Raw genomic sequence first — 25947 nt, forward strand, 5'->3', positions numbered from 1 at the left:
ACAGTGGCGGCAGCGCAGGGCACATCGCTCGGATCGCTTGGTAAGTTGACGGAACTACGTCAGCGCATTTTCTTTGTGCTTGCTGCGTTGATCGTGTTCCGTCTCGGTTCGTTCATTCCGGTTCCGGGTGTCAATCCGGAAGCAATGACGAGCCTGATTGAACAGGGTGGCGGCCTGATGAACATGTTCAACATGTTCTCAGGTGGCTCGCTGGCACGTTTTTCGGTGTTCGCACTGGGTGTGGTGCCGTACATCTCGGCCTCGATCGTGGTGCAGATGATGGGCGCGGTCATTCCGAGCCTGCAGCAACTGCGCAAAGAGGGTGAGGCGGGTCGTCGCAAGATGACCATGTACACCCGCTTCGGCACCGTGGGCCTGGCTGCATTTCAGGCCTTTGGTATCGCGGTGGCCCTGCAAAAGCAGGTCGCATCGGGTGGGGCGCCGGTGGTGTATACGCCTGGCTTTGGCTTCATCATGGCTTCGATCGTCGGTCTTACGGCTGGCACGATGTTCCTGATGTGGCTGGGCGAGCAGATTACGGAGCGCGGCATTGGCAACGGTATTTCGCTGTTGATCTTTGCGGGCATCGTTTCCGGTCTGCCGGGTGCTGTGGCGCACACCTTGACCATGACCAACAACGGCGAGCTGTCAGTGCTGAAGTTGATCCTGGTGTTTGCATTGATTTTGGCGGTAACCGCGTTCGTGGTGTACATGGAGCGGGCCCAGCGGCGTATTACGGTGAATTACGCGCGGCGTTCAGGTGGCCAGCAGGCCTACATGAACCAAACCTCGCATTTGCCGTTGAAGATCAATATGGCAGGTGTGATTCCGCCGATCTTCGCTTCGAGCCTGTTGATGTTCCCGGCCACGGCGGCAAGCTGGCTAGGTAGCGGAAATCAGTCCCGTTGGTTGCAAGAGTTGATCTCGCAGCTAAGCCCGGGTAGCCCGCTCTACGACATCGTGTTTGCGGTACTGGTGATCTCGTTTGCCTTCTTTTACACGGCGATCGTGTTCAATTCGCAAGAAACGGCGGATAACCTCAAGCGTTCTGGCGCACTGATTCCAGGCATTCGTCCAGGTCGAGCAACTGGCGAATATATCGACGGCGTAATGACCCGTTTGACTGGTATTGGCGCGGTGTACCTGGTGCTGGTCTGCCTGGTGCCGTCGTTTATGCAAAGTTTTTGGCATGTTCCTTTCTACTTCGGTGGCACCTCTCTGCTGATCGTTGTAGTCGTGGTGATGGACTTCACTGCTCAGGTGCAGGCGCATCTGGTCAGTCACCAATATGAAAGTCTGCTCAAGAAGTCCAATCTTCGTCGCAACTGAATGGCTGCTGGGGCTGCGAAGAAGGGACTTTAAGTCGGGGAGTGGCGGCACAAAGTGCCGCAGGGCTTTCCTGTTGGGGTAATTCAAGTTAAAGTTGCGCGTTTACCGCGCACGAAACGCATCGGAGAGATACATCATGGCGCGCATCGCGGGTGTCAATTTGCCGGTCCAGAAGCATGTCTGGGTTGGCTTGCAAAGCATTTATGGCATCGGTCGCAGCCGGGCCAAGAAGGTCTGTGTGGACGCTGGCGTGGTTCCAACCACCCAGATCAAGTCCCTCAGCGAAGGTGAAGTTGAAAAGCTACGTGCCGAAATCGGCAAGTATGTTGTCGAGGGCGATCTGCGCCGTGAGGTGGGTATCGCCATCAAGCGTCTAATGGATCTAGGTTGCTACCGCGGTCTGCGCCACCGCCGTGGCCTGCCGGTGCGCGGCCAGCGCACGCGTACCAACGCACGTACCCGCAAGGGTCCCCGTCGCGCGATCAAGAAGTAACGGATTCCAAATATGGCTAAGCCGGTTAAGACCAAAAAGAAGATCAAGCGCGTTGTCACGGATGCCGTGGCCCACGTGCAGGCTTCTTTCAACAACACTATCGTCACCATCACCGATCGTCAGGGCAACGCTCTGTCGTGGGCGACTGCAGGCGGCGCGGGTTTCCGCGGTTCGCGTAAGTCGACCCCGTTCGCTGCGCAGGTTGCCGCCGAAAAGGCTGGCCGTGCCGCTGGCGATTACGGTGTAAAGACAGTCGAAGTGCGCATCAAGGGCCCGGGTCCGGGTCGTGAGTCCGCTGTGCGTTCGTTGAACGCGCTGGGCTACAAGGTGCTCAACATCATTGACGTCACGCCGATTCCGCACAACGGCTGCCGTCCCCCCAAGAAGCGTCGAGTCTAAGGAGCATACCCATGGCCCGTTATCGTGGAGCTACCTGCAAACTCGCCCGTCGTGAGGGTGCAGATCTCAGCCTGAAGAGTCCGGCTCGCGCCATCGACTCCAAGTGCAAGCTGGAAAACAAGCCCGGTCAGCATGGCGCCAACAAGCGCATGCGCATGTCCGATTACGCGCTGCAGTTGCGCGAAAAGCAGAAGGTCAAGCGCATCTACGGTGTGCTTGAGCGCCAGTTCAGCAACTACTACGCCAAAGCGTCGACCCTCAAGGGCAACACTGGCGAGAACCTGCTGCGCTTGCTCGAAAGCCGTCTGGACAACGTCGTTTACCGCATGGGTTTTGCGGTGACCCGCGCCCAGGCTCGTCAGTTGGTTGCTCACAAGGCAATCCTGGTGAATGGCAAGAAAGTGAATATTCCGTCGTACCAGGTTCGCCCGGGCGATGCGATCGCGCTGACCGAACGTGCACGCACTCAGCTGCGCGTACAAGAAGCGGCGACCGTGTTCGATACCATGGACTTGCGTCCGCAGTGGGTCGAAGTCGATGCCAAGAAGTTCGAAGGTACGTTCAAGTCGGTGCCGGATCGCGGTGATTTGCCGTCCGATATCAATGAGAGCTTGATCGTCGAGCTTTACTCGAAGTAATCAACCGGAGCCCTGCATGGCAGTTTCGTCTACTAGCGTGCTACGGCCTCGTGGCCTCAGCGTCGAGCAACTCGGAGCCAACCGCGCAAAGGTGGTTGTGGAGCCGCTCGAGCGAGGTTTCGGCCATACACTGGGTAACGCGCTGCGTCGCGTGTTGCTCTCCTCGATTCCTGGCAGTGCCATTGTCGAGGTTGAAATTGATGGCGTGCTTCATGAGTACACCACTCTTGAGGGTCTGCAGGAGGACGTGATCGAAGTCCTGCTGAACCTGAAAGACGTGGCGATTCGCCAGCACACGGGTGACGAAGTCACCTTGACCTTGGCCAAGAAAGGCAAGGGCGTGGTTACCGCTGGCGATATCCAGGTCGATCACTCGGTGGAAATCATCAACCCCGAGCATGTGATCTGCCACCTGACCAAAGACATCGCGTTGAACATGCGCCTGAAGGTGCGTCGCGGCGTCGGCTATCAGCCGGCCAGCGCGCGCCAGCATCCGGACGAGGAAACTCGTCCGATCGGTCGCTTGCAGCTCGATGCTTCGTTTGCGCCAGTGCTGCGCGTGGCTTACGAAGTGGATGCGGCTCGTGTCGAGCAGCGCACCAACCTCGACAAGCTCGTGCTGGACATCGAGACCAACGGCACCATCGGTGCGGAAGACGCAGTTCGCAAGGCTGCTGAAATCCTCAACGACCAGCTATCGGTATTCGGTGACTTCTCGCGTCGCGAGAGCGCTACCGACAAGGCGGAGAAGGGCGGTTTCGATCCGTTGCTGCTGCGTCCGATCGACGATTTGGAGCTCACCGTGCGTTCGGCAAACTGCCTGAAGGCCGAGAGCATCTACTACATCGGCGACCTGGTGCAGAAGACCGAAGTCGAACTGCTGAAAACGCCAAACCTTGGTAAGAAGTCGTTGACCGAAATCAAGGATGTCCTGGGCGGGCGTGGTCTCGCACTCGGCATGAAACTTGAAAACTGGCCGCCGCCGGGCTTGTCGCACGGCATGCAGTTGGGTTGATGTTTCATTTTTGCGATCGCTCATGATCGCAGTTGTGGTACCGGCGAACTGGCGAGTTTGAGCTTAGCTCTCTCGCCAGGCGTCAGAAGCGGTCTTTGTAGGCCGCAATCTCATAAGAGCCTGCTGCACAGTGGCTCGTAATAGCGGGTAACCGCGGGAAGACGGCCTTAGTCGCCGACTTTTCATAACAACAGATAGAGAGTTCTTGCCATGCGCCACCAAAAATCCGGACGCAAACTCAATCGCACCAGTTCGCATCGCGAAGCCATGTTCCGCAATATGGCCTCGTCGTTGATGAAGCATGAGTTGATCCGCACCACGCTGCCTAAGGCGAAAGAGCTTCGCCGCGTTGCCGAGCCGCTCATCACGCTCGCCAAGACCGACGGTGTTGCCAACCGCCGCCTTGCTTTCTCGCGTTTGCGCGACAAGCAGGCTGTGGGCAAGTTGTTCGTCGAGCTGGGCCCGCGTTACCGCGAGCGTCCCGGCGGCTACCTGCGTATCCTCAAGTGCGGCTTCCGCCCTGGCGACAATGCGCCGATGGCGTACGTCGAACTGGTGGGTCGTCCGACGACGGTTGAAGCTGTCGACGCCGAGTAAGCGTTTTTTTGTAAGATCTGCAAAAACCCCGGCCGGGTGACCTGCCGGGGTTTTTGTTTTGTTGCTATGGCGTGAATCCAGCTTGATTGGAGTCCGACCGTTTGACGTCGAAAGTGCATTTCTCAGGGCATCGCCAATGAGGAAGGTCTTGCGGTAGCTGACAGCGCGATGGCGAGCGGTTAAGGTTGCTGCCTCGCAACATGATGGTGGCTCCATGAACCCCTTTCGTTGGTCTTACCGTGCGGTTTTCTTTGCTGGCTTTCTGATTTGCGTGGGCCTGCTCAGCTTCGCGCTGTATGGCGAGCATTACATGGGCATGATCCCGTGCCCGTTGTGCATATTTCAGCGGATCGCCTTTATGGTGATGGCCGTGTTTTTCTTGCTTGGAGCGCTGTTTGCGCCGCGCGGCGGGCTGCGTTGGGTGTATACCGGTGGTGTAGTGATTGGCGCTTTGGCCGGTATCGGCACCGCCGCCCGTCACCTGTGGCTACAAACCTTGCCGGCCGACCAAATTCCCTCCTGCGGCCCCAATTTGAGCTACATGATGGACGCCTTTCCGTTTGCCCAGACGTTGAAGATGGTATTCACCGGTTCTGGCGAATGCGCAAAGATCGAGCCGATCCTGGGGCTGCCCATGCCTGCCTGGACATTGCTTTGGTATCTAGTACTGACCATCTGGGCGGTGTCCGTCGCCCTGCGTAAACGCGCGTCTCGCTGAGGCGTACGCTTCATATATGTCATCGGCCTGTGAGGCTGCATCCATGAATCATCCTTCTCCCCTGTTTCATAAACCCGCCGCCTGGGCGCCCGACTCCTGGCAGCAGCGTGTCGCGCTGCAGCAACCGGTTTATGAGGATGCCGCCGAACTGGCCCGGGCCACCAAACAACTGGCGGAGCTGCCGCCTTTGGTGACGTCCTGGGAAGTGCGCGCGTTGAAGCAGGCCTTGGCCGAGGCGCAGGAAGGTCAGCGCTTCTTGCTACAGGGTGGCGACTGCGCGGAGAGCTTTGTCGATTGCACCAGTCCGATTATTTCCAACCGACTCAAAGTGCTGCTGCAAATGAGCCTGGTATTGGTGCACGGGCTGAAAAAACCGGTGCTGCGCGTGGGGCGCTTCGCAGGTCAATATGCCAAACCACGCTCTACCGATACGGAAACGCGCGACGGCGTGACTCTGCCGAGCTTTCGCGGCGATGTGGTCAATGGGCCGGCTTTCACCGCCGAAGCGCGGCGAGCCGATCCACAGCGACTGATTCAGGCGCATGCGCATTCCGCATTGACCATGAACTTCGTGCGTGCGCTGATCGACGGTGGATTCGCCGATCTGCATCATCCCGAATACTGGGACCTGGCCTGGGTCGAACACGCGCCTTTGGCGGCCGAGTACCGGCGCATGGTGGCCGGTATTGGCGACTCGCTGCGCTTTATGGAAACCCTCGCCGGTCCGATTGCCGGTTTCACGCGGGTGGATTTTTTCACCTCGCACGAAGCCTTGCTATTGCACTACGAGCAGGCGATGACGCGCCAAGTGCCACGTCATGAAGGCTGGTTCAATCTGTCTACCCATTTCCCGTGGATCGGCATGCGCACGGCGGCGCTGGATGGGGCGCATACCGAATATTTCCGCGGTATCAGCAACCCGATTGCCGTAAAAGTGGGGCCGACAGCAAAGCCCGACGATGTGCTGCGTTTGATCGACGTGCTCAATCCTGAGGATGAGCCGGGTCGTTTGACCTTGATCCATCGCATGGGTAATGCGCAGATCGCAGCGGCACTGCCTTCGTTGCTGGAGGCGGTGAAGCGAGCCGGCCGGCGCGTGCTGTGGGTTGCCGATCCGATGCACGGCAATACCGAAAGCACCTCCAATGGCTACAAGACCCGCCGTTTCGACAATATTCGCGGCGAGCTTGAGCAGGCTTTCGATATCCATGCAGCCGTGGGGACACGCCTGGGCGGCGTGCACCTGGAGCTGACCGGCGAGGATGTCACCGAGTGCATGGGCGGTGCGCGCGACCTGAGCGAGACCGATCTCAAACGCGCCTACAAGTCGATGGTCGATCCCCGCCTCAACTACGAGCAATCGTTGGAGCTGGCGATGTTGATCGTGCGCAAATCGGGCGGCATGTAAGGGCGGCCCGACCATCGGGCAGGGTTAGTGCGGGCGCTCAGTCTGCTCTTTGACGAGACGCGCATCGAGTTTCACGCCTGCCCCCGCCGCATAGGCTTTGCACGCCTGAGTATCGACCAACGGATTCGGCTGCAGCCCTTGATCCCGTTTAGCGACACGCTCCATCAAGTCGCTGGCGTCAGGGTGCGGGGTTATCAGTATGTCGCAAGGGAGTGCCGCCACTGTTGCCAACGTTTGGCGGTAGCTTTTCACGCGCTCCTTATGCGTGGCGTCGCCGCTATAGTGAAAGCCATCCGAGCTAATCGGAGTAAGGCTGTCGGCATAGACCATATTCAGGCAATGCCCCTGGTCGCATGAGCGCCATGTCCAGGACGTGCCGCCAGGCGTGTGCCCAGGCGTGTAATGCGCTATCAGCTCGCTGGTGCCGATACGTATCGTTTCGCCGTCTCGCACCACGCCGATATTTGCGATGACGGGATAGTGCGCTGCTCCGTCGTACTGTGGGTCGTCGGGATCGTTGCCGCCTAGATTCATCGCCTTCGCACCAGCGACGCTTGCCCGCACCTTGGCGCCGCTCACTCGCGCAAGCTCGGCAATGCCACCCGCATGATCGGAATGAGCATGCGAGTTCAAGATGACTCGAATGTCTTCGACGCGAAAGCCGAGTGCGCGAATGTTGGCCTCGATCAGCGGCGCGTTATGTTCCAGGGTACCGTCGATCAGCACATGCCCCTGCGGCGAAGTCACCAGGATGGCGCTCAGCCCCAGCGTGCCGACGTAGTAGGTGTTGCCGTATACCTGAAAGGGTTTCTGCGGTTGGGTCCAGCTAGCTTCATCGCTATGTGCAGACAGCGTGGCCGTGGTGGCTATGCCGGCAAGCAGGTAGCAGATCAGTCGTTTCATGAGTTATCCCCGGATAGTGGAGCTGCGATGACACCGATGCTATGGATGGCATTCGATATGGCGTCGCGTAGTTTGCTGCGCGCGACCGGCACGGTTGGGGCGCCGGCCGGTCGCTTATATGGCTATTGGAAGGAAACTATGGGCTTGCTGAAATCTGCGGTTTGCCACCGACGGTGTCGAGAAAGCGTGGTGCGCGATAGATCTTGCTGTGCTGTTCATAGGCATATGCCAGAGAGATCAGCGTCGGCTCGCTCCACTTCGCGCCGAACAAAACGATACCTACCGGCAAGTCATGAGCGAAGTCCGCGGGTACGGTGATGGATGGGTAGCCGGCGACTGCTGCTGGCTGCGAGGCGCCGCCTACGGTGGGGTCGCCACTGACAACATGGTCGCCGAGTACCGGGTCGGTCATAAAGGCCGGCCCCCATGACGGTGCCAATAACGCATCCAGATGATGCGCGGCGAGAGCGGCGTCGATGCCCTCCTTGCCCGACAGTCGCTTGGCCTTGGCCAATGCGTCGATATATACCTTGTCGGTCAACGGGCCTTTGGCCTGTGCCTGTTCGAACAGCTCTTGCCCGAACCAGGGCATTTCACGCGCGGCTTCGCGTTGATTGAAGGCAATCAGATCAGCCAGCGTCTTCACTTTCAAATCGGTGCGGGTAGCAAGATAGGCGTCCATATCGTGCTTGAGGTCGTAGAGCAGAACGATCATCTCGGCATCGCCAAGGTCTTTGAGGTGCGGCAGCTCGACCGGGTCGACGATTACCGCGCCTTGCGCCTTCATCAGCGCAATGGATTGCTCCAGCACGCGATCCGCATTGGGTTCGGCACCGGCCATCTGGCGCACCACGCCGATGCGTTTGCCTTTCAATCCGTTCGGATCGAGGAAGCGGGTGTAATCGGTAGCGTGCTTGTCGGCATCGGCGGTGGCTGGATCGCCCGAGTCGCTGCCGGCGATCACGCTCAGCAGGGCAGCGGCATCGGCGACGTTACGGGCTAACGGGCCGGCGGTGTCCTGGTTATGGCTGATCGGCACGATGCCGCTACGACTGACCAGGCCAAGGGTCGGCTTGATGCCGACGATGCCGTTGCTGGCGGCGGGGCAGATGATCGAGCCGTCCGTTTCGCTGCCGATAGCCACGGTGACCAGTCCGGCGGCAACGGCTGCTGCCGAGCCCGCGCTGGAGCCGCAAGGGTTGCGGTCCAGTACGTAAGGGTTACGGGTTTGCCCGCCGCGGGCGCTCCAGCCACTGCTGGCATGGCCCGAACGCATATTGGCCCATTCGCTGAGATTGGCCTTGCCCAGGATCAGCGCGCCGTTCTTGCGTAAGCGCTCCACCAGACTGGCATCGCGAGGCGCCGGGGCATCCATCAAGGCTAGCGAGCCGGCCGAGGTCAGCATGCGGTCGCCGGTGTCGATATTGTCTTTGAGCAGCACCGGGATGCCGTGCAGCACGCCCAGTGATTTGCCGGCACTGTGTTGAGCGTCGAGTTCGGCGGCAAGCTTGGCGGCATCAGGATTCCGCTCGATCACCGCGCGCAGCATGGGGCCGGACTGATCGATACGAGTAATACGGCTATCGAACTGCTGCACCAGCGCCTGGCATGTCAGTGCACCGCTATCCATGCGTTGGCGCAGGCTGGCGACCGATGACCAGACATCGGCCTCGGTCGCGTTTTGCGCGATGAGCGGTGTACTGGCCAGTACGCTGGCAACAAGCAAGGCATGAGTAAGCGGCGAACGAATCACAGTGGCCTCCGGGGTGTGTGGCAGGATGTCGCGATGAGCAAGCTTAATCGCATCGCGGGCGCTCGGATCAGAGGTGGCTGCCTATAATCGCCGGATGGATACCGATGCCAAGCTGAGTCAGGCCAGGCCCCCCGTGCCGCGAGGGTTTTCTCGTATCGCGGCGGTGGTGCTGTTGTTCGCGGCGCATGCCGTCCACGCGGCGGATGACCCCGCAACGCCGCAGGTGCCCGACACCATCCAGCAACGCGTGGCCTCCTGCGCTGCCTGCCATGGCGTGCATGGCGAGGGCTCGCCCAAGAGCGGCTTCTTTCCGCGACTGGCAGGCAAACCGGCAGGTTATCTGGCGCGGCAGCTCAAGGATTTCCAGGAGGGCCTGCGTAAGTACGGCCCGATGGAATACACCGTGCGCCATCTCAGCCCGGAATACATGCAAGAGATTGCCGAATACTTCGCTCAGCAGCAGGTACCGTACAGTCGTTCGCCCGTGCCACGGGTATCGGCGGCGACCCTGCAGCGCGGCGAAACCCTGGCGTTGAAGGGTGATCCGGCGCGCGAACTGCCGGCCTGCGCGAGTTGCCACGGCGCACAGCTCACCGGTGTGCAGCCCCATATCCCCGGTCTGGTCGGCTTGCCGTATGACTACCTCAGTTCGCAACTGGGCTCGTGGCGCACCAAGACCCGTGCCACGGTGGCGCCGGACTGCATGGCCGTGGTGGCAAACCGGTTGAGTGATTCGGATATCAGCGCGGTATCGGCGTGGCTGGCCAGTCATGAACTGCCGGCCGACTTGCATGCGCAGCCGGCCGGTTCGGTCACACCGCCACTGCACTGTGGCGTGCTTGGAGATGGCGCATGAAGCGCTTGCGCCGATGGTTGCTGCTGGTGGTGGTCGTGGCCGTATTGCTGGGCGGCTGGATGTTATTGCGCAGTGGCAGTGCGCCAGTCTCGCGTGAGGCAAGCCGAATTGATGCCGCCACGCTGAAAGATCCCGCGCTGATCGCCAAGGGGGAATACCTCACCACGGTCGGCGATTGTGCGGCCTGCCATACCGCACAAGGCGGCGCTCGTTATGCCGGTGGCCGCGTAACGGCGACGCCGTTTGGCGATATTCCCGCGCCCAACCTCACGCCCGATCGCGAAACCGGTTTGGGTGACTGGAGCTTCGAGGATTTCTGGCAGGCCTTGCACTCGGGCAAGGGGCGTCACGGCGAGCTGCTGTATCCCGCGTTCACCTATACCTCCTACACCAAGGTCAGTCACGACGACGCGCTGGCGATCTATGCCTATCTGCAGTCGCTGGCGCCGGTGCAGCAAACGACTGGCCCGCTAGGTCTCGAATTTCCATACAACGTGCGTGCCAGCCTCAATGCATGGCGCGCGCTGTATTTCAAAGAAGGTGTGTACCAAGCCGACACGAGCAAATCGGAGTCGTGGAATCGCGGCGCGTATCTGGTGCAGGGCTTAGGCCACTGCAATGAATGCCACATCACGCGCGATGCGCTTGGCGGCATGCGCAGTGACCAGCCACTGTCGGGTGGACAGATTCCGGTGCAAAACTGGTACGCGCCCGATCTGAGTACTCAGGCCAATGGCGGCCTTGAAGGCTGGAGCGAGCAGGACATCGTCGATCTGTTGAAGACCGGCCATTCCGGTAAAGGCACCGCATTTGGCCCCATGGCCGAAGTTGTGGCGCGCAGTACCCAGCACATGCAAGAGAACGATCTGCGCGCTATCGCGACTTATCTGCAATCGCTGCCGGCACGGTCAGCTACACCGCCGCAAGAGCTGCCCTTCGATACCAAGACGTTGGTTAGCCAAGGCACCAAGGTCTATGCGCAGCAATGCGCAAGTTGCCATGGCAAGAATGGCCAGGGCGTGGCTGGGGTCTACCCGCCGCTCGATGGCAATTCGTCGGTAAACGAGCCCACCGGTATCAATGCGATCCGTGTGGTGTTGCTTGGTGGTTTTCCACCGGTGACAGCGGGTAATCCACGGCCGTATTCGATGCCGCCGTTTGCGCAGTCATTAAGCGACAACGACGTGGCTTCGGTGGTCAGCTACATCCGCCAGGCTTGGTCGAACAAGGCGCCGCCGGTGCGTGCCGATGACGTCGGCAAATATCGTCATACGCCGATCGATTAAACCGGATTCTCGGTAAACGCCTGGGGTAGGTTGGGGTGAGTGCAAGCGAACCCCAACGTGGCGCCCAATGTGACTCACAACATAACGCCGACCGTGGCATGTTGGGGTTCGCTTTGCTCACCGCCAACCTACCTCACCCCAACGCGCACAACGTTGCCAGGGCCTGCCAAGGCGCCAGATCCCAATGTCCGCGCGCTTGGCCCGAAGGCGAGGGCAGTACGAACATTTTCGTTTCGCCGATGCGGTCGCTCTGTAAGCCATAGACGGCTGGACGTCCAAGCGCGGTACGTGCGGCCGCCTTGCTGGTGAATGCAAGTACGTGGGGCTGGTACCGTTCGATCTTGGCGATCAGGGCGGCCACGTCGAACGCATCGCGCGGCAGCTCGTCGTCATTGCCGACATGTTTCTTGGCAAGATCGGTCAGGCCGATACCGTAGTGCGGCAGTAGCGGAAACTCTTGGGGTGCGAGCAGGCGCGGCGTCAGTTCTGCGGCGTGCAGCGCGCGCCAGAACATATTGCCGGGATGGGCGTAGTAGGCACCTTCGCTGGCAGAGCGGCGGCCGGCTGCAGTACCGCAGAACACGCAGCGCAAGCCAGGGCGCAGCACGTCCGGCAGTATGTGCTGGCAGTTACCGGCTCGGATGGCCTTCATATGTGTCGAGCAGTGTTGGGATCCTCCCAGGACAGCCGCGCATGCAGCCGCTGATCGGTATCCAGTCGAAGACTCAATTGCATGCCAAGAGCGGCCGTAGCGGCCTGCGCGAGCGCCAGGCCCAGGCCCGCATGCCCGGCATGCTGGGGTTGTTTGCGCCAAAAGCGCTGACCGAGACTGGGCAGGTCGTCGGCATGCAGGTTGGGCGCGGCATTGTCGATGCTGATCGCCTGAGGCTCGGCCCGCAGCCGTACCGTGTCTCCGCTGGCGGCATAAGCACAGGCGTTGCCTAGCAGGTTGCCGACTACAACTTCGAGCAGGGCCGGGTCGGTATGCACATGGCTTGCATGGTCGATTTGCAGATGTAGCTCGATGCTGCGCTCGGCAGCCTGGCTGCGATAGCGTTGAGCTTGCCGTTCCAGCCATGGCCCTAACGCAACCGTTTGCGGATGCGGTTGTTCCAGGCCACCTTGCAGACGAGTCAGTAATAACAAGGCGGTGACGGTCGCTTCCAGCTCGGCACTGATGTTGCCGACCTCACTGAGGATTTCGGGCAGGCTGCGGCCGCTGGGATAGCGTGACTCTACTTCGGCCAGGGCACGCAATTCGGCCAGCCGGGTACGCGTTTCGTGGGCCAGGCCGCTGGCGAACTGGCGTTCGCGGGCGAGTCCTTCGTCCATGCGCGCCAGTACATCGTTGAAGCGGCTGACCAGCGGGTCGAGTTCACGTAACCCGCTGGGAGTCAGGCGTTGGCCAGGGGCATTGGGGCCGATGTGGCTGATGCGTTCGACCAGGGCCTTCATCGGGCGCAGGCCGCGCCTCACGATCAACGGGACAGCGACCAGGGCGGTGCCCAGCGCCAGTGCCGGACTCAGGGCAAGAATCCAGTCGATGGCGAACAGGATTTGATCGAAGGGGCGACGATCTTGCGCGAACAGCAGCCGGCAGTCGTGCAGGGCCGGCTGGCTGGTTTGGGTTTGGTTTTCTTCGCCGCTAGGCGGAGGCTGCACAGTGAGCATCACGGTGCTCAGACGCACATGATGGGCGTGCAGTACCCCGTAACGCGGTTTGGCGCTGGCGGCCTGCGGCCAGTCCGCCGGCAGTACGGGCAGGGCTGGGCTGCTGCGCAGCGGCGGCACATCGGCGCAGCGCAATTCGTAATAGGCATGGCCTTCGCCCCCAAGGATGCCGGCCTGCGGTGGTTGGATGCGGCCGTCGCTGAGCGCGTCCTGCTCCAGCTCGATCATCGCCGTGAGCGCCTGCGCCTGGGTCAACAGGTTTTGCTGGAAGCGCTCATTCATCTCATGGTCGATGCGCCAGTCCATCAGCATCGCGCCGCCGCCCAACACCAACAGGCTGGTGATGACCAACAACAGGGTGATACGCGACGAAAGGGACGCTGGCCTCACGGGATCACGTAACCCGCGCCGCGCCGGGTTTCGATCAAGCCCTGCAGGCCGGCGGCGTCCAGCTTGCGGCGCAGGCCGAACACCAACACTTCGACGCTGCGGTCGGAAACATCGCTGTCGCTGCCGGCGGTGCGTTCAAGGATTTCCGTGCGGCTGAAGGCACGGCCGCGATGGCGCAGCAGCAGGCCCAGCACCGAGAATTCGCGCGGGGTCAGCGCCAAGGGGCGCCCGTCCACGCTGGCGTAATGCGAGAGCGGGTCCCAGGCCAGCGCGCCGTGGTTGAGTACCGCGGGCTGCGTCTGCTGCGGCCGCCGAGCCAGGGCACGCAAGCGAGCAAGCAGCTCGTCGAACGAGAATGGCTTGACCATGTAATCGTCGGCGCCTGCGTTCAGGGCCTCGATGCGATCGGTGACCTGATCGCGTGCCGACAGCACCAGTACGCGTGGCCGCTGCCCTCCCGCAGGCAGGCTGCGCAGCACGCCGACGCCGTCCAGCTTGGGCAGCATCAGGTCCAGCACAACGAGGTCATAGCCATAACTGGCCAGAAAGCCGCGTGCTTCCATCCCGTCCTGAGCCGTGTCGACGGTAAACCCCGCACCTTGCAGGCCTTGCCGCAAGGTATTGCGCAGGCGTTCGGAGTCTTCCACCAATAGCAGTTTCATGATCCAGCGTTTCTCCACGGCTTAACTAGCACCGTCCCGCTAGCGTAAACCATCCAATTTACCGGGCCAGGCTGAGGCAATGCTTGGGTTCAAAAACTCGCATCGACAGTTCAACTATGCAACCGCTATAAAGATGCCCCGGTGGGGAGAGTCTGGTGAGCGAAGAGATCTTGATTAATGTGACGCCGCGCGAGACCCGCGTCGGCGTGGTGGAGAACGGCATGCTGCAGGAGGTCCACGTTGAGCGGGCGTCCAAGCGCGGCTATGTCGGCAATGTGTACAAGGGACGGGTGCAGCGGGTGATGCCCGGCATGCAGGCGGTGTTTGTCGAAATAGGCCTGGAGCGGGCGGCGTTTTTGCACGCTTCGGATATTTTGCGACCGCCGTCACAAGCCGTGGAGGGCGCCGAAACACCGGCCCCGCCGATTCAGGGCAATGGTCATACGGGTAATGGGGGCAATGGGCATGCCGGTAACGGGCATGTGCCGTCGATCAGTGAGCTCGTTCACGAAGGTCAAGAGATCGTGGTGCAGGTGGTGAAAGACCCGATCGGCACCAAGGGCGCCCGACTTTCCACGCATTTGTCGATTCCTTCGCGCTACCTGGTGTTGCTGCCACACGCTAAAACCCTGGGCGTTTCCACCCGTATCGAAGACGAGGACGAGCGGCAGCGCCTGAAAGAAGTGCTGGGTTCGCTCATCGGCGAGGTACCACTGGGCTATATCGTGCGTACCAATGCCGAGGGCCAGTCAGCGGAGTCGCTGGCGTTCGACGTCACCTATCTGGGCAAGGTCTGGCGTGTGGTGCAGGAGAACATCGCCAAGGCCAAGATCGGCGAGCGGGTTTACGAGGAACTGTCACTGCCGTTGCGTAGTCTGCGTGACATGCTCACCGACGACATTGAGAAAGTGCGGGTGGATTCGCGCGAGACCTATGAAAAGGTCGCCAAATTCGTGCACAAGTTCATGCCCAGCCTCGACGACCGGATCGAGCATTACGCCGGCGAGCGGCCGATTTTCGACCTCTACGGTGTCGAGGACGAGATCCAGCGGGCGCTGAAAAAAGAGGTGCCGCTGAAATCAGGCGGTTATCTGATTGTCGATCAGACCGAGGCGATGACCACCATCGACGTCAATACCGGCGGCTACCTCGGCACGCGCAATCTGGAAGAGACCGTTTACCGCACCAATCTGGAGGCTGCGCAGTCGGCCGCGCGGCAACTGCGGCTGCGCAATCTGGGCGGCATCATCATCATCGACTTCATCGACATGACTGATGAGGAGCATAAGCGGCAAGTGCTGCGCATGCTGGAAAAAGGGCTCGCCAACGATCATGCCAAGACCACGGTATATCCGATGTCGGCGCTGGGTCTGGTCGAGATGACCCGCAAGCGCACCATCGAAAGCCTGGAGCGCCAGCTATGCGAGCCTTGCCCCGCCTGCAGCGGACGCGGCGCGCTGAAGACCGCCGAGACGGTGACCTACGAGATTTTCCGTGAGATCACTCGTGCCGTCCGCCAGTTCAACGCGCAGAAATTATTGGTCATGGCCAGCCCGAAAGTGGTCAATCGCATTCTGGAGGAGGAGTCCGCAGCGGTCGCCGAACTGGAAGAGTTCATCTCCAAAAGCATACGATTTCAGGCCGAAGAGCATTACTCGCAGGAACAGTTTGATGTCGTACTTTTATGACGCGCGGTGTGGCGCGAGCTGCCAGTGAACGTGCGCTGGCAGCGATGGCTGCACCGTGCGCTTCGCGCATTGGGCTGGGTGGCGGGTATTTGCGTCATCAGCCTGGCCGTATTGATGGCACTGACGCAGTTGCTGCTGCCGCTGTTGGCGGATCACCCACAATGGGTCGCGGCACAGCTTAGTAAGCAGTTGCAGCGGCCGGTGACCTTTGCCTCGATGGATGGGCGTTGGCAGGGCTCCGGTCCATTGTTTGTGTTGCGCGATGTGACCATTGCTTCAGCCGAGCCTGGTTCGGCCCAGGGCGGCAGCCCGCTGCATATCCCCGAGACCGAGCTCAAGCTCGATTTTGGCGGTTGGCTGTTGCCGTCGCGCCATTTGTTGAATCTGTATGTTCGCGGCCTGCAATTGGATCTGGGGCGTGACGCCGACGGTACCTGGCATGTTAACGGCATCGGTATGGCCGGCGGGTCCGATCGGCAAGAGGTGTCCTTTAGGGGGCTCTCGGTGGGCTTGTGGCTAAGCGACTTGCGCCTTGATATCACCGACGGCCGGGTCGGCAAGCACTACACCTTGATCGCCGATCAACTGCGCTTGACCCGGCAAAATGGCCGTATTCGAGTGGGTGCGCTCTTGCGCCGTGAAGGCGCATCGGGATTACTGCATGGCGCCGGCAGTTTTCGTGAGGATGGTGCAGACGGACGTTTATGGCTTGCCGGTAGCGACGTCGACCTGCATGGTCTGCTGGCCGGTGTCGATTTAGGTGGCTATACGGCCGAAGGCGGCCATGGTTCTGCTGCTAGCTGGCTCGACTGGCGTCATGCCAAGGTCGTGCGCAATCTGACCCGTTTCGATCTCAACGACGTGGTGGTGAGCAATCCCAATGGCGGCAAGGCTCAGGTGACGGGTTTGCATGGCCTGGCTGAAATACGCTTTGTCGACGCCGGCTCTCAGTTTCGCTGGGCAGGGGACGACGGCAGTGCGCTCGTTGCCGCCCTGTCGAAATCAGGAGCCGATCTGGCGCGCGTCGACGTAGCCGCGAAAAATCTGCAGGTTGCGCCGTTGCTGCCGTGGTTGGCGTTAAAGCCCAATTTATCGCTACCGTTGGCGCAGTGGCTGGGTGGCGGCAAGCCGCACGGCAATTTGCCTCATGCCGCGTTGCGTTGGAGCCAGGCGAGCGGATTGGAGTACCTCGATGTGGGTTTCGATGACATCGGCATCGATGCCGCCGGCAAGTTGCCCGGTGTGAATAGCCTGCATGGTGAATTGCGCGGCGATGCCGAGGCGTTTGCGCTTGAGCTGCCGCAGCAGGCCGCTACGTTGAATTTCCCGCATACCTTCCGCAAACCCTTTGTCTTGTCCCAATTGGCAAGCCATGCCGCCTTTTGGCACGGGGACGACGCCTGGCATATCGGCTTGGACGCACTTGATTTCATGGGTGTCGGCTATAGCGGCCAGGTGCGCGGCGAGGTGGCGTTGCCTGATGCGGGCGGACGCCCGTTTTTGGACCTGTACGCGGCACTGAACCATACCGATGTGCAAGCCGCCAAGCTGTTCTGGCCGATCGATTCGATGTCGCCGGCGTCGATTGAATGGCTGGATCGGGCCTTGGTCAGCGGCAATATCGATACCGGCGCGATTTTGGTGCGGGGCGATTTACGCGATTGGCCATTTCGCAACAATGAAGGTCGTTTCGAGGCGCGTGCCGAAATCAGCGGTCTCACGCTCGACTACGGCAAAGACTGGCCGCATGCGGAAGGCGTCAGTGCAGTCGCTAACTTCGTCAACAACGGCATGCTGGTAGAAACCAGTACGGGGCAGGCGTTGGGTAACAAGCTGGAGCGGGCGGTAGCGCTTATTCCTGATTTCGCCAACACCATCCTCGATCTCAACGTGCAGGGTTCGGGCAGCGGCGCCAGCCTGATGGAGTTCGTGCGCAAGAGCCCGATCGGCAGTCGTCAGGCCGATGCCCTGTCCAAGTTGAGCCTGGGTGGCAACGGCAGCTTTGATTTTCATCTGGTGATGCCGCTGAAAGACAGCAAAAACTTCACCCTGGCAGGTACGACACAACTCAAAGACGTCGATCTGAACGCGCCGGAGTGGAACCTCAAACTGGAAAAGATCAACGGTCAGGCCAGTTTCGATGGCCATGGTTTTCGTGGCGACGCGCTCGATGTCGGTTATCGCGGTCAGCCGTCCAAACTCAATCTGGCCATTGCCGGCGCCACGGGGCGCCCGGATACGGCGCTGTCCGCCCAGCTCAGTGGTCGCTACAGCGTCAGCGAGCTGATTCAGGGGTATACGCAACTCAATTGGTTGAATCAGATGATGTCCGGGCGTAGCGATTTCGTTATCGGCTTTGACATCACCCACCCAGCCGGCAGCAGCGACACCGCACAGACACTAAGCGTCGATTCGACGCTGGTCGGCACGGCCATGAATTTTCCCGTGCCGTTGAAGAAGGCCGAATCAAGCACGGTGCCGCTGCACCTGACCCTGGGCTTACCCATCAGCGGTGGCGATCTGCAGGTCGCGCTAGGGCAGGTGTCACGCGCCCACTTTCGCTTGCCGGCAGGCGAAGGCAAGCCATTGGCGGCAACCATTGTGTTGGGCAATCGCGCGCCTGACACCTTGCCTGATAAAGGCATGCGTTTTCGCGGCCATGCCGCACGCTTGGATGTAAGTGGCTGGGTGCAGTACATAGCCAGCGGCACCGGCAGTGAAGGGGCTAGTCTCGAAAGCCTCGATGTCAGTGCCGACAAAGCTGAATTGTTCGGGCATAGTTTTCCCAGCATGCGTATTCAGGCGGTGCCGGAGACGGATGTGCTTAACGTCGAGGTCGATAGCCAAGCCGTTGCCGGCCGTTTCAATGTGCCTTCGGTCGACCTACGCAAACGTGGCGTTACAGCGCGCTTGCATCACTTGTATTGGCCCAAGGACGTCACGCTTAAAGAGGGTGGGGCGCCGGTGAAGCCAGGTGCCGATGCGACGGTAGATGGTGCTGCGCCGGTCCCGCCGGCGCATCCGGAAAACACCGGCGTCAATCCTTCCGCATTGCCGCCCTTCCATCTGTGGATAGGTGATTTACGCTTCGGCGAGGCTAGGCTTGGCGAGGCGCGCCTGGAAACATGGCCGACCGATCACGGCATGCATATCGATCAATTGCGTGCGTTGTCGCCTAGCGTGCAGATCAATGCCGCCGGCGATTGGAACGGCACGCCCACCGATAGCCGCACGCATCTGCGGATCGATTTCACCGCCGAGAATCTGGGCGAGATGCTTAGCGCCTTCGGCTTCGAAGGCCTGTTCAACGGTGGCAAAACCCGCGCACAGATCGACTCGACCTGGCCGGGGGCACCTTCGGCGATGGATATGGCCAACATGGACGGCAAGCTCAGCGTCAATGTCACCGATGGCCGCATTCCCGAAGTCGCGCCCGGTGTGGGTCGTTTGTTCGGATTGGTCTCGATCGTCGAATTGCCGCGCCGGCTCACGCTGGATTTCGGCGATGTATTTGGCAAAGGCTTGGCGTTCGATTCGATTGCCGGCGATTTTCAACTCGCTCATGGCAATGCCACCACCCAAAATCTGGAGATTCATGGGCCGGCCGCCGAGATCAGCATCAAGGGCCGCACTGGGCTGCGCGCGAAAGACTACGACCAGGAAGTGCACGTACTGCCGCACGTCGGCAACAGCCTGCCCATCGTCGGCGCAGTCGTCGGTGGGCCGATCGGTGCCGCCGCCGGTTTCGTCGTGCAAGGGATCTTGGGCCGTGGCCTGAGTCATGCCGCCGGTGCGCGTTACCGCATCACCGGTACCTGGGATAAGCCGGTGATGACCTTGATCGAGCGAAGCGGCATGCCGGTTACGCCGGTGGTGCCGCCGATGCAGCCAGGCATTCCGGCCGCATCGGGTAGCAGCATCGCCGTGCCGGCCACCGCCTCTAGTGTTGGTCGCTAAGAGGTTCGGTCGTGGGCTTGGTACTGCCGCGAAACGGAAATAGTTGCTGCCGGATGAAGCCATCGGGCATGTAGTCGCCGACCACCCCATATTTCTCGGGGAATTTGTTTTTCGACTTCACTGCGGTGCCGAACAGATAATCGATAAAGGCATAGTGCGCGGCGTAATTCTTGTCGATGGCCTCGTCGTCGGAGGCATGGTGCCAGTGGTGGAAGTTTGGCGTCACCAGCACGTACTTCAACGGTCCCCACGGCAGATGCACATTGGCGTGGTTAAACACCGCCTGGAAGCCGACCACGATGATGTAGGCATTCATCACCGCTTCGCTGAAACCGAGGATATACAGCGGTGCAAGCACACAGACGCGGGTCGCGATGAGTTCCAGCATGTGCTGGCGCGAACCGGCCAGCCAGTCCATCGTCTTCACGCTGTGATGCACCGAATGGAAGCGCCACAGAAACGGCACCTCGTGGTACGCGCGATGTGTCCAATATTGCGCCATGTCCGCAACCAGGACGCACAGCAGCAATTGCGGCACGAAATAAATGTGCTGCACAAACTGCTGGAAGTCACTGCGCACCAGCCAGCCGAACATATGGTGCAGTAGAAAATTCACTACCAGCAGCGCCAGGCCGACGATGAAATGATTCACCGCAAAATGCTTCAGGTCGGTTTGCCATTCTTTGCGGAAAACCGCTTGCCCTTTGTATAGCGGGAAAAGCTTTTCGATCACCACGAACATCAAGGTCGAGCCGAGCAAATCGAGAATGAACCAGTCCAGCCCGATATACGGCGTGCTATCGGGGAAATTACCTACCGGTACGCGCGACCCGCCCAACGCGGTGGCGGCCATCACCAGGCCGAATGCGATGACATTGAGATTGCGCATGCGGCCAAGAATCAAATTGCCCAGCGACATGCCGCCGGCCAGCAACAGCGCAACCAGCAATAACTGACGCAACACGCCGACGTCATATCGGTGACGCAGGTCTGGCGTGGTCAGATATTGCGGAAAATGAAAGGCTAGTACGCCCAGCAGGCACAAAAAGCCCAGCGATAGCGCCAGCACGCTGCTGATCTTGCCCAATCCGGGCTTGAGCTCGCCGTCGCGATGCAGCAGTTCGTTGGTTTCCTCGATCGGGGCCTTGATCGTGCGGTCGATGACCTTGCGGGCCAGTTCGCGCTTGGAAAAGTCGTTCATGGTGGTCCTTCACGGGCTGGTGGCGCATGGTAGCGGTTCGCCGTGAGCACCACAGCAAATCCCTACATCCGGCTTGCCAGCCTACGCTTTAAAGCCGCAGGATGCGCCCCCAACTGTGTTAGTCCACACGTATGCTCATGGCGAAGACATCATGGATTCCTTGATCGCGCAGGCCGAACGCCGGCTACTGGCGCCAGGCGGCCTTGCCGCAACCGATCTCGATCGCGTATTCACCCAGTTGATGGGGCCGTCCATCGACGCCGCCGATCTGTATTTCCAGCACTCGCGCAGCGAATCCTGGACCTTGGAAGAGGGCATCGTCAAAGACGGTAGCCACTCGATCGAGCAGGGCGTCGGCGTGCGCGCGATCAGCGGCGAAAAGACCGGTTTTGCCTATTCGGACGAGATCGTGCTGCCGCAGTTGCTGGATGCGGCCAAAGCCGCGCGGGCGATTGCCCATGACGGCCACGGCGCCGGCAAGCCGCTGGCGCTGAATGGCGGGCGCGCCCTTTACCCGGCAATCGATCCGGTCGAGAGCCTGCCCAATCCCGACAAAATCGCCTTGCTGCGTGAGGTGGATGCCTATGCGCGCTCGCGCGATCCGCGCGTCAAGCAAGTCATTGTCAGCCTTGCCGCCACGATGGATACCGTACTGATCGCCGGTTCCGACGGCACTTTGGCCGCCGATGTGCGCCCGCTAGTGCGATTGAACATACAAGTGATTGCCGAGCACAACGGACGGCGTGAACAAGGCCATGCCGGCGGCGGCGGTCGCTACGGTTACCGGGAGCTGATCGAGAACGGTCGTGCGTTGACTTTTGCCGATGAGGCCGTGCGCCAGGCGCTGGTGAACCTGGATGCGGTCGATGCGCCTGCCGGCAGCATGACCGTCGTGCTTGGCCCAGGTTGGCCCGGAGTATTGCTGCATGAGGCCATCGGTCACGGTCTGGAAGGGGATTTCAACCGTAAGGGCAGCTCCGCCTTTGCGGGGCGCATCGGCCAGCGCGTTGCCGCACCCGGTGTCACCGTCGTCGACGACGGCACCTTAGTCGGCCGGCGCGGCTCGCTCAGCGTCGACGACGAAGGTACGCCCACCGAATGCACCACCTTGATCGAGGATGGCATTCTCAAGGGCTATATGCAGGACAAGCTCAATGCCCGCCTGATGGGCATGGCGCCTACCGGCAATGGCCGGCGCGAATCGTTTGCGCAGTTGCCGATGCCGCGCATGACCAACACCTACATGCTGGCCGGTCAGCACGATCCGCAAGAAATCATTCGTTCGGTCAAGCGTGGTTTGTATGCACCGAACTTCGGCGGTGGCCAGGTCGACATCACCAACGGCAAATTCGTGTTTTCCGCCTCCGAGGCTTACCTGATCGAAGACGGCAAGGTGACCCGCCCGGTGAAAGGCGCCACCCTGATCGGCAGCGGCCCGGAGGTACTCACCCGCGTTTCGATGATAGGCAACGATCTGGCGCTGGATGAAGGCGTCGGCGTGTGCGGCAAGGATGGCCAGAGCGTGCCGGTGGGTGTAGGTCAGCCGACATTGCGCATCGATGCGATGACGGTGGGCGGCACCGCTGCGTAACGGTGTGGCTTGCGAAGCGAGGCGCCATTATCGGCGCCTCGCATGAATACTCGGTGTTAGCTGGCGCCGTCCGGCTCGCTGTCGCTGGCGGACAGGTCTTTCAGCAACTGAAAAATCTCTCGATACGCACGTGGTGATTTGTTCGCATCGCGTTCGCTGCGCGCCTGGCGGATCAGCGAGCGCAGGTGCTGACGATCGACGCCTGGGTGTTGGGCGATAAGCTCGCCAAGCGCGATATCGTCATCGGCGATCAGGCGGTCGCGCATGGCTTCGAGGCGGTGCATGGCGGCGGTTTCCTGGCGCTGGCGCTCGCGATTTTCGCCGAGCGCGGCACGCACGCCATCGAACACGCTGTCCTCATGCCGGCGCATCATTTTGGCCAGAAACGCCAGTTGTCGCTTATGCGCAATATGCGCGGTGATACGGCGCGTTTGGTCGATCTCCCGGCGCACGTCTTCAGGCAGATCCAGCTTGGCCAGCTTGCTGGCGGGTAGTTCGACCAGTTGGGCTGCCAGCGCGAGCACGGCAAGCGCATCACGGCGCTGTTGGGTGCGGCTGGGGCCGTAGTCGTGGTCGGTGTCGTCGGTGTAGGTGCGATTCACTGGGGTGTCCAAAAATAAGATCGGTCGAACTGAAGATCAGGTGCTCTAGTCCGCTTGCTCCAGCGCGAAGCGCGGGATCGGTTCACCGTTGAGCGTAACGGTTTCACAAAACATGGTCGCCGGCCGCACCCACAGGCCCATGTCGCCGTACAACGCCTGATAGACGACCAGCTCCTCCATCGTTTCGCTGTGACGGGCGGTGCCTAGCACGCGGTAGGGTTGCCCCTTGTAATGTCGGTAAATGCCTGCGATCGGCTGCATATGGACCTCGGCACGGTGCGTGCTTTGCAATCGGCCATGTTGCCCCCATTTTGGGGGCCTGGCGGCTCGGACCGCACATTCTACCGTACTCTTCACTGCATACTTTTTCGGCTGTGTTTTCAGCCGTCTTGATTAGGAAGCCTTACCACGTGAGCGATTTAGCCAGCACCCAGGACCGCAGTCATCAGGAACTCGACCGTTTGGCTGAGCTGGCCGAAGAGGTGATCCGCCGCGCTCGCGCTGCCGGCGCCAGCCAGGCTGAAGTGTCGGCCAGCATCGACACTGGGCTGAGCGTCAACGTGCGCCTGGGCGAGGTCGAGACGGTTGAGCACTCGCGCGACCGTGGTTTTGGGCTAACCGTGTATTTCGGTCAGCGTAAAGGCTCGGCCAGCACTGCCGACCTTAATCCCGACTCGATCCAGGCGACCCTGGATCAGGCTTGCGCGATTGCCCGCTTTACCGAGGAAGACCCCGCCGCCGGTCTGGCCGATGCCGAGCGCATGGCTACGGCTTTCCCCGAGCTTGATCTGTGGCATCCGTGGCAGATCGACACGACCCAGGCTATTGCCTTGGGCCTGGAGATCGAGGATGCCGGCCGCGCCCATGCGGGTATCAGCAATTCCGATGGCGCCGGTGTGCAGATGGGGCAGGGCTTGTCGGTTTACGCGAACTCGCACGGATTTGTCGGGCGCGAGCGCGCCACGCGGCATTCGCTGTCGTTGGCACTGATTGCCGAGGACGAAAACGGCATGCAGCGCGACTACTGGTACGACACGGTGCGTTCGGCCAACGATTTCATCAGCGCGCGCTCCCTGGGCGACAAGGCTGCCGAGCGCACCTTGTCGCGGCTGCGGTCGCAGCGTTTGTCCACGCGGCAGTGTCCGGTGCTGTTCGCGCCGGAGATCGCCCGTGGGTTGATCGGCCATCTGGTGAGCGCGGTAAGTGGTGGTTCGCTGTATCGCCGCGCCAGCTTTTTGCTCGATCACGCCGGCAAGCAAATCATGCCGGCATGGCTGAACATCATGGAGCAGCCATTGCTGCCGCGCGGTCATGGCTCCGCTTCGTTCGATGCCGAGGGCGTAGCTACGCGCGCCAGCGCGCTGATCGAGGGCGGTGTGCTGCAGCGTTATGTGATGGGTAGCTATTCGGCACGTAAGCTGGGTTTGTCGTCCACCGGCAATGCGGGGGGCATTCATAACTTGGTCGTGGCTCCAGGCCAGGACGATTTCGCCGGCATGCTCAAGCGATTGGGTACCGGTTTGCTGGTCACCGAGGTGATGGGTCAGGGCGTATCCACGATGACCGGCGATTATTCGCGCGGTGCCGCTGGATTCTGGGTCGAGAACGGGCAGATTGCCTATCCGGTCGAGGAAATCACCATTGCCGCCAACCTGCGCGATATGTTCGCCGGTATCGTCGCCGTGGGGGCCGACGTGGACCCACGCTCGCATATTCTTACCGGCTCGATTCTATTGGAGCGGATGACGGTGGCTGGGGAGTAAACGCCCAGGGTGGTAATAAAGCCTTGGGCGGTAATAAAGAAGGGCTGGCAACAAAGAAGCTTGCAGCAAAGTCTGTGAAGGCTTGTTAGCATCCGCGTTGTCGGCGCCACATCCGGCGCTTGTCCACGTACTAGGAGAGTTGCCGTGAGCGTCCCGCCCGAATCTGTCGTTCCGCCCGCTCCACCTGTGGCACCGCCGCCGCCAACCGACGGCCCCTCCGCCGAAGAGAAGCAATGGGCCATGTTCGCTCATCTCTCCGCGCTGTGCGGCTTTGTCATTCCGCTCGGCAGCATCATTGGCCCGTTGGTGATCTGGTTGATCAAGAAGGACACCATGCCCTTCGTCAACGACCAGGGCAAAGAAGCGCTCAATTTCAATATCACGGTGCTGATCGCCGCGATCGTTAGCTGGATTCTGATTTTTGTGCTCATCGGTGTGCTTCTGCTGATCGCCGTGGGCATTTTTTGGCTGGTTTTCGTAATAATCGCCAGCATCCAGGCCAGTAATGGCACGGCTTACCGCTATCCATTTGCACTTCGATTAGTGAAGTAACGCACTTAGTGAAGTAATGCACTAGGGTTCTTCACATAACATGGTTAACCTAGCGCCGCGTCGGAGCCCAGAGGGCGGCGCTATTTTCAAACCACATGCATGGAGGTGTCACAATGAACATTGCAGGTTCCAGCCCGGAAGAACGGACCGGTGCGACTATTACCTACGTTCTTACCGCGATTTTTTCCTGGTTAGGCGCGTTGATCGGCTGGCTGATCTGGAGAGGCAAAGGAGCCTATGCGAAAGACCAGACCACCGAAGCGCTGAATTTCGGCATTACGATGCTGATTATCATGGTGGCGCTGTCGGTCCTGGCGCGGATCATTCCCGCGATCGGTTTCCTGGTTTGGATTGCGTCGCTGGTGCAGCTAGTGTTCGGCATTATCGCCGCGCTGGCCGCCAACAAGGGCGAGAACTATCGGTTCCCGTTTGCCTTGCGCCTGGTCAAGTGAGCCTGGTCAAGTAGCCTGGTCAA

At 60.7% G+C, this 25947-nt stretch carries 24 protein-coding genes; 16 read left to right on the forward strand and 8 right to left on the reverse strand.

What is annotated here, in order from left to right:
• Positions 1-3: 3 nt before the first annotated feature.
• The 8 genes from secY to DVJ77_RS10665 all read left to right on the forward strand — a co-directional run bounded on the left by secY (position 4) and on the right by DVJ77_RS10665 (position 6597).
• A complete protein-coding gene (secY, locus tag DVJ77_RS10630; protein WP_114845485.1) occupies positions 4-1329 on the forward strand; it encodes a preprotein translocase subunit SecY in 1326 nt (441 codons plus the stop codon).
• A 136-nt stretch (positions 1330-1465) separates the two neighbouring features.
• Complete coding sequence (gene rpsM / locus DVJ77_RS10635; RefSeq protein WP_114845486.1) at positions 1466-1822, forward strand: 30S ribosomal protein S13; 357 nt, start codon at positions 1466-1468, stop codon at positions 1820-1822.
• A gap of 12 nt (positions 1823-1834) precedes the next feature.
• Positions 1835-2221, forward strand: a complete 387-nt coding sequence (gene rpsK, locus DVJ77_RS10640; RefSeq protein WP_007513384.1) for a 30S ribosomal protein S11 — start codon at positions 1835-1837, stop codon at positions 2219-2221.
• A gap of 11 nt (positions 2222-2232) precedes the next feature.
• Positions 2233-2859: a 30S ribosomal protein S4 gene (gene rpsD / locus DVJ77_RS10645; RefSeq protein WP_114845487.1), complete on the forward strand. Its 627-nt coding sequence runs from the start codon at positions 2233-2235 to the stop codon at positions 2857-2859.
• Between the two features lie 16 nt (positions 2860-2875).
• Positions 2876-3874, forward strand: a complete 999-nt coding sequence (locus DVJ77_RS10650) for a DNA-directed RNA polymerase subunit alpha (RefSeq protein WP_114845488.1) — start codon at positions 2876-2878, stop codon at positions 3872-3874.
• A gap of 210 nt (positions 3875-4084) precedes the next feature.
• Positions 4085-4471, forward strand: a complete 387-nt coding sequence (gene rplQ, locus DVJ77_RS10655) for a 50S ribosomal protein L17 (protein ID WP_114845489.1) — start codon at positions 4085-4087, stop codon at positions 4469-4471.
• A gap of 214 nt (positions 4472-4685) precedes the next feature.
• Positions 4686-5189: a disulfide bond formation protein B gene (locus DVJ77_RS10660; RefSeq protein ID WP_114845490.1), complete on the forward strand. Its 504-nt coding sequence runs from the start codon at positions 4686-4688 to the stop codon at positions 5187-5189.
• A gap of 43 nt (positions 5190-5232) precedes the next feature.
• On the forward strand, positions 5233-6597 hold the full coding sequence (locus DVJ77_RS10665; protein WP_114845491.1) for a class II 3-deoxy-7-phosphoheptulonate synthase: 1365 nt from the start codon (positions 5233-5235) through the stop codon (positions 6595-6597).
• A gap of 24 nt (positions 6598-6621) precedes the next feature.
• Here the strand turns inward: DVJ77_RS10665 and bla are convergent, their stop codons facing one another.
• Together bla and DVJ77_RS10675 are read right to left on the reverse strand one after the other, a co-directional pair.
• Entirely contained in the window at positions 6622-7500 is an 879-nt protein-coding gene (bla, locus tag DVJ77_RS10670) for a subclass B3 metallo-beta-lactamase (protein ID WP_114845492.1), read from the reverse strand.
• 136 nt (positions 7501-7636) lie between these two features.
• On the reverse strand, positions 7637-9253 hold the full coding sequence (locus DVJ77_RS10675) for an amidase (RefSeq protein WP_114845493.1): 1617 nt from the start codon (positions 9251-9253) through the stop codon (positions 7637-7639).
• Positions 9254-9326: 73 nt separating this feature from the next.
• Here DVJ77_RS10675 and DVJ77_RS10680 point away from each other — a divergent pair, with 73 nt between their 5' ends.
• Both DVJ77_RS10680 and DVJ77_RS10685 read left to right on the forward strand, forming a co-directional pair.
• Positions 9327-10109, forward strand: coding sequence for a c-type cytochrome (locus tag DVJ77_RS10680; protein WP_225427939.1), 783 nt, complete (start codon positions 9327-9329; stop codon positions 10107-10109).
• Positions 10106-11395 carry a cytochrome c gene (locus DVJ77_RS10685; protein ID WP_114845495.1) on the forward strand — a complete coding sequence of 430 codons (1290 nt, stop codon included), beginning with the start codon at positions 10106-10108 and terminating at the stop codon, positions 11393-11395. The genes DVJ77_RS10680 and DVJ77_RS10685 overlap by 4 nt, the downstream gene beginning before the upstream one ends.
• A gap of 133 nt (positions 11396-11528) precedes the next feature.
• Here DVJ77_RS10685 and DVJ77_RS10690 read toward each other — a convergent pair whose 3' ends face one another.
• Genes DVJ77_RS10690 through DVJ77_RS10700 form a run of 3 tightly spaced genes read right to left on the reverse strand, consistent with a single transcriptional unit; the run spans position 11529 to position 14118 of the window.
• Complete coding sequence (locus DVJ77_RS10690; RefSeq protein WP_114845496.1) at positions 11529-12047, reverse strand: mismatch-specific DNA-glycosylase; 519 nt, start codon at positions 12045-12047, stop codon at positions 11529-11531.
• The gene (locus tag DVJ77_RS10695) at positions 12044-13456 is read right to left on the reverse strand and encodes a sensor histidine kinase (RefSeq protein ID WP_162791458.1); all 1413 of its coding nucleotides are present in this window, start codon (positions 13454-13456) and stop codon (positions 12044-12046) included. The genes DVJ77_RS10690 and DVJ77_RS10695 overlap by 4 nt, the downstream gene beginning before the upstream one ends.
• Complete coding sequence (locus DVJ77_RS10700) at positions 13453-14118, reverse strand: response regulator transcription factor (protein WP_114845498.1); 666 nt, start codon at positions 14116-14118, stop codon at positions 13453-13455. Before DVJ77_RS10700 ends, DVJ77_RS10695 begins: the two co-directional genes overlap by 4 nt.
• Before the next feature lie 155 nt (positions 14119-14273).
• Between DVJ77_RS10700 and rng the strand changes: the two genes are divergently transcribed.
• Positions 14274-15806 carry a ribonuclease G gene (rng, locus tag DVJ77_RS10705; protein WP_114845499.1) on the forward strand — a complete coding sequence of 511 codons (1533 nt, stop codon included), beginning with the start codon at positions 14274-14276 and terminating at the stop codon, positions 15804-15806.
• 24 nt (positions 15807-15830) lie between these two features.
• On the forward strand, positions 15831-19763 hold the full coding sequence (locus DVJ77_RS10710) for a YhdP family protein (RefSeq protein WP_114845720.1): 3933 nt from the start codon (positions 15831-15833) through the stop codon (positions 19761-19763).
• Here the strand turns inward: DVJ77_RS10710 and DVJ77_RS10715 are convergent.
• Positions 19747-20964, reverse strand: a complete 1218-nt coding sequence (locus DVJ77_RS10715; protein WP_114845500.1) for a sterol desaturase family protein — start codon at positions 20962-20964, stop codon at positions 19747-19749. The two genes, DVJ77_RS10710 and DVJ77_RS10715, sit on opposite strands and share 17 nt — an antisense overlap.
• A 151-nt stretch (positions 20965-21115) precedes the next feature.
• Between DVJ77_RS10715 and tldD the strand changes: the two genes are divergently transcribed.
• Positions 21116-22555 (forward strand): metalloprotease TldD, encoded by a 1440-nt coding sequence (gene tldD / locus DVJ77_RS10720; protein WP_114845501.1) that lies wholly within the window; start codon positions 21116-21118, stop codon positions 22553-22555.
• A 56-nt stretch (positions 22556-22611) separates the two neighbouring features.
• Here tldD and yjgA read toward each other — a convergent pair whose 3' ends face one another.
• Positions 22612-23157 (reverse strand): ribosome biogenesis factor YjgA, encoded by a 546-nt coding sequence (gene yjgA, locus DVJ77_RS10725; RefSeq protein ID WP_114845502.1) that lies wholly within the window; start codon positions 23155-23157, stop codon positions 22612-22614.
• A 45-nt stretch (positions 23158-23202) separates the two neighbouring features.
• Positions 23203-23418, reverse strand: a complete 216-nt coding sequence (locus DVJ77_RS10730) for a DUF1653 domain-containing protein (RefSeq protein WP_114845503.1) — start codon at positions 23416-23418, stop codon at positions 23203-23205.
• 149 nt (positions 23419-23567) lie between these two features.
• Here DVJ77_RS10730 and pmbA point away from each other — a divergent pair, with 149 nt between their 5' ends.
• The 3 genes from pmbA to DVJ77_RS10745 all read left to right on the forward strand — a co-directional run bounded on the left by pmbA (position 23568) and on the right by DVJ77_RS10745 (position 25924).
• A complete protein-coding gene (gene pmbA / locus DVJ77_RS10735) occupies positions 23568-24920 on the forward strand; it encodes a metalloprotease PmbA (RefSeq protein WP_114845504.1) in 1353 nt (450 codons plus the stop codon).
• Positions 24921-25064: 144 nt separating this feature from the next.
• Complete coding sequence (locus DVJ77_RS10740; RefSeq protein WP_114845505.1) at positions 25065-25472, forward strand: DUF4870 domain-containing protein; 408 nt, start codon at positions 25065-25067, stop codon at positions 25470-25472.
• 113 nt (positions 25473-25585) lie between these two features.
• Positions 25586-25924: a DUF4870 domain-containing protein gene (locus DVJ77_RS10745; protein WP_225427940.1), complete on the forward strand. Its 339-nt coding sequence runs from the start codon at positions 25586-25588 to the stop codon at positions 25922-25924.
• Positions 25925-25947: the final 23 nt, after the last annotated feature.

The sequence above is a fragment of the Dyella tabacisoli genome (assembly GCF_003350925.1).
Taxonomy (GTDB): Bacteria; Pseudomonadota; Gammaproteobacteria; order Xanthomonadales; family Rhodanobacteraceae; genus Dyella_C; species Dyella_C tabacisoli.

Coding starts and splice junctions, on each gene's coding strand:
- DVJ77_RS10715 (WP_114845500.1), bottom strand. CDS start 20,964: ATGAACGACTTTTCCAAGCGCGAACTGGCCCGCAAGGTCATCGACCGC.
- DVJ77_RS10690 (WP_114845496.1), bottom strand. CDS start 12,047: ATGAAGGCCATCCGAGCCGGTAACTGCCAGCACATACTGCCGGACGTG.
- bla (WP_114845492.1), bottom strand. CDS start 7,500: ATGAAACGACTGATCTGCTACCTGCTTGCCGGCATAGCCACCACGGCC.
- tldD (WP_114845501.1), top strand. CDS start 21,116: ATGGATTCCTTGATCGCGCAGGCCGAACGCCGGCTACTGGCGCCAGGC.
- DVJ77_RS10660 (WP_114845490.1), top strand. CDS start 4,686: ATGAACCCCTTTCGTTGGTCTTACCGTGCGGTTTTCTTTGCTGGCTTT.
- DVJ77_RS10650 (WP_114845488.1), top strand. CDS start 2,876: ATGGCAGTTTCGTCTACTAGCGTGCTACGGCCTCGTGGCCTCAGCGTC.
- rplQ (WP_114845489.1), top strand. CDS start 4,085: ATGCGCCACCAAAAATCCGGACGCAAACTCAATCGCACCAGTTCGCAT.
- DVJ77_RS10700 (WP_114845498.1), bottom strand. CDS start 14,118: ATGAAACTGCTATTGGTGGAAGACTCCGAACGCCTGCGCAATACCTTG.
- DVJ77_RS10665 (WP_114845491.1), top strand. CDS start 5,233: ATGAATCATCCTTCTCCCCTGTTTCATAAACCCGCCGCCTGGGCGCCC.
- DVJ77_RS10745 (WP_225427940.1), top strand. CDS start 25,586: ATGAACATTGCAGGTTCCAGCCCGGAAGAACGGACCGGTGCGACTATT.
- rpsD (WP_114845487.1), top strand. CDS start 2,233: ATGGCCCGTTATCGTGGAGCTACCTGCAAACTCGCCCGTCGTGAGGGT.
- DVJ77_RS10685 (WP_114845495.1), top strand. CDS start 10,106: ATGAAGCGCTTGCGCCGATGGTTGCTGCTGGTGGTGGTCGTGGCCGTA.
- rpsM (WP_114845486.1), top strand. CDS start 1,466: ATGGCGCGCATCGCGGGTGTCAATTTGCCGGTCCAGAAGCATGTCTGG.
- DVJ77_RS10730 (WP_114845503.1), bottom strand. CDS start 23,418: ATGCAGCCGATCGCAGGCATTTACCGACATTACAAGGGGCAACCCTAC.
- rpsK (WP_007513384.1), top strand. CDS start 1,835: ATGGCTAAGCCGGTTAAGACCAAAAAGAAGATCAAGCGCGTTGTCACG.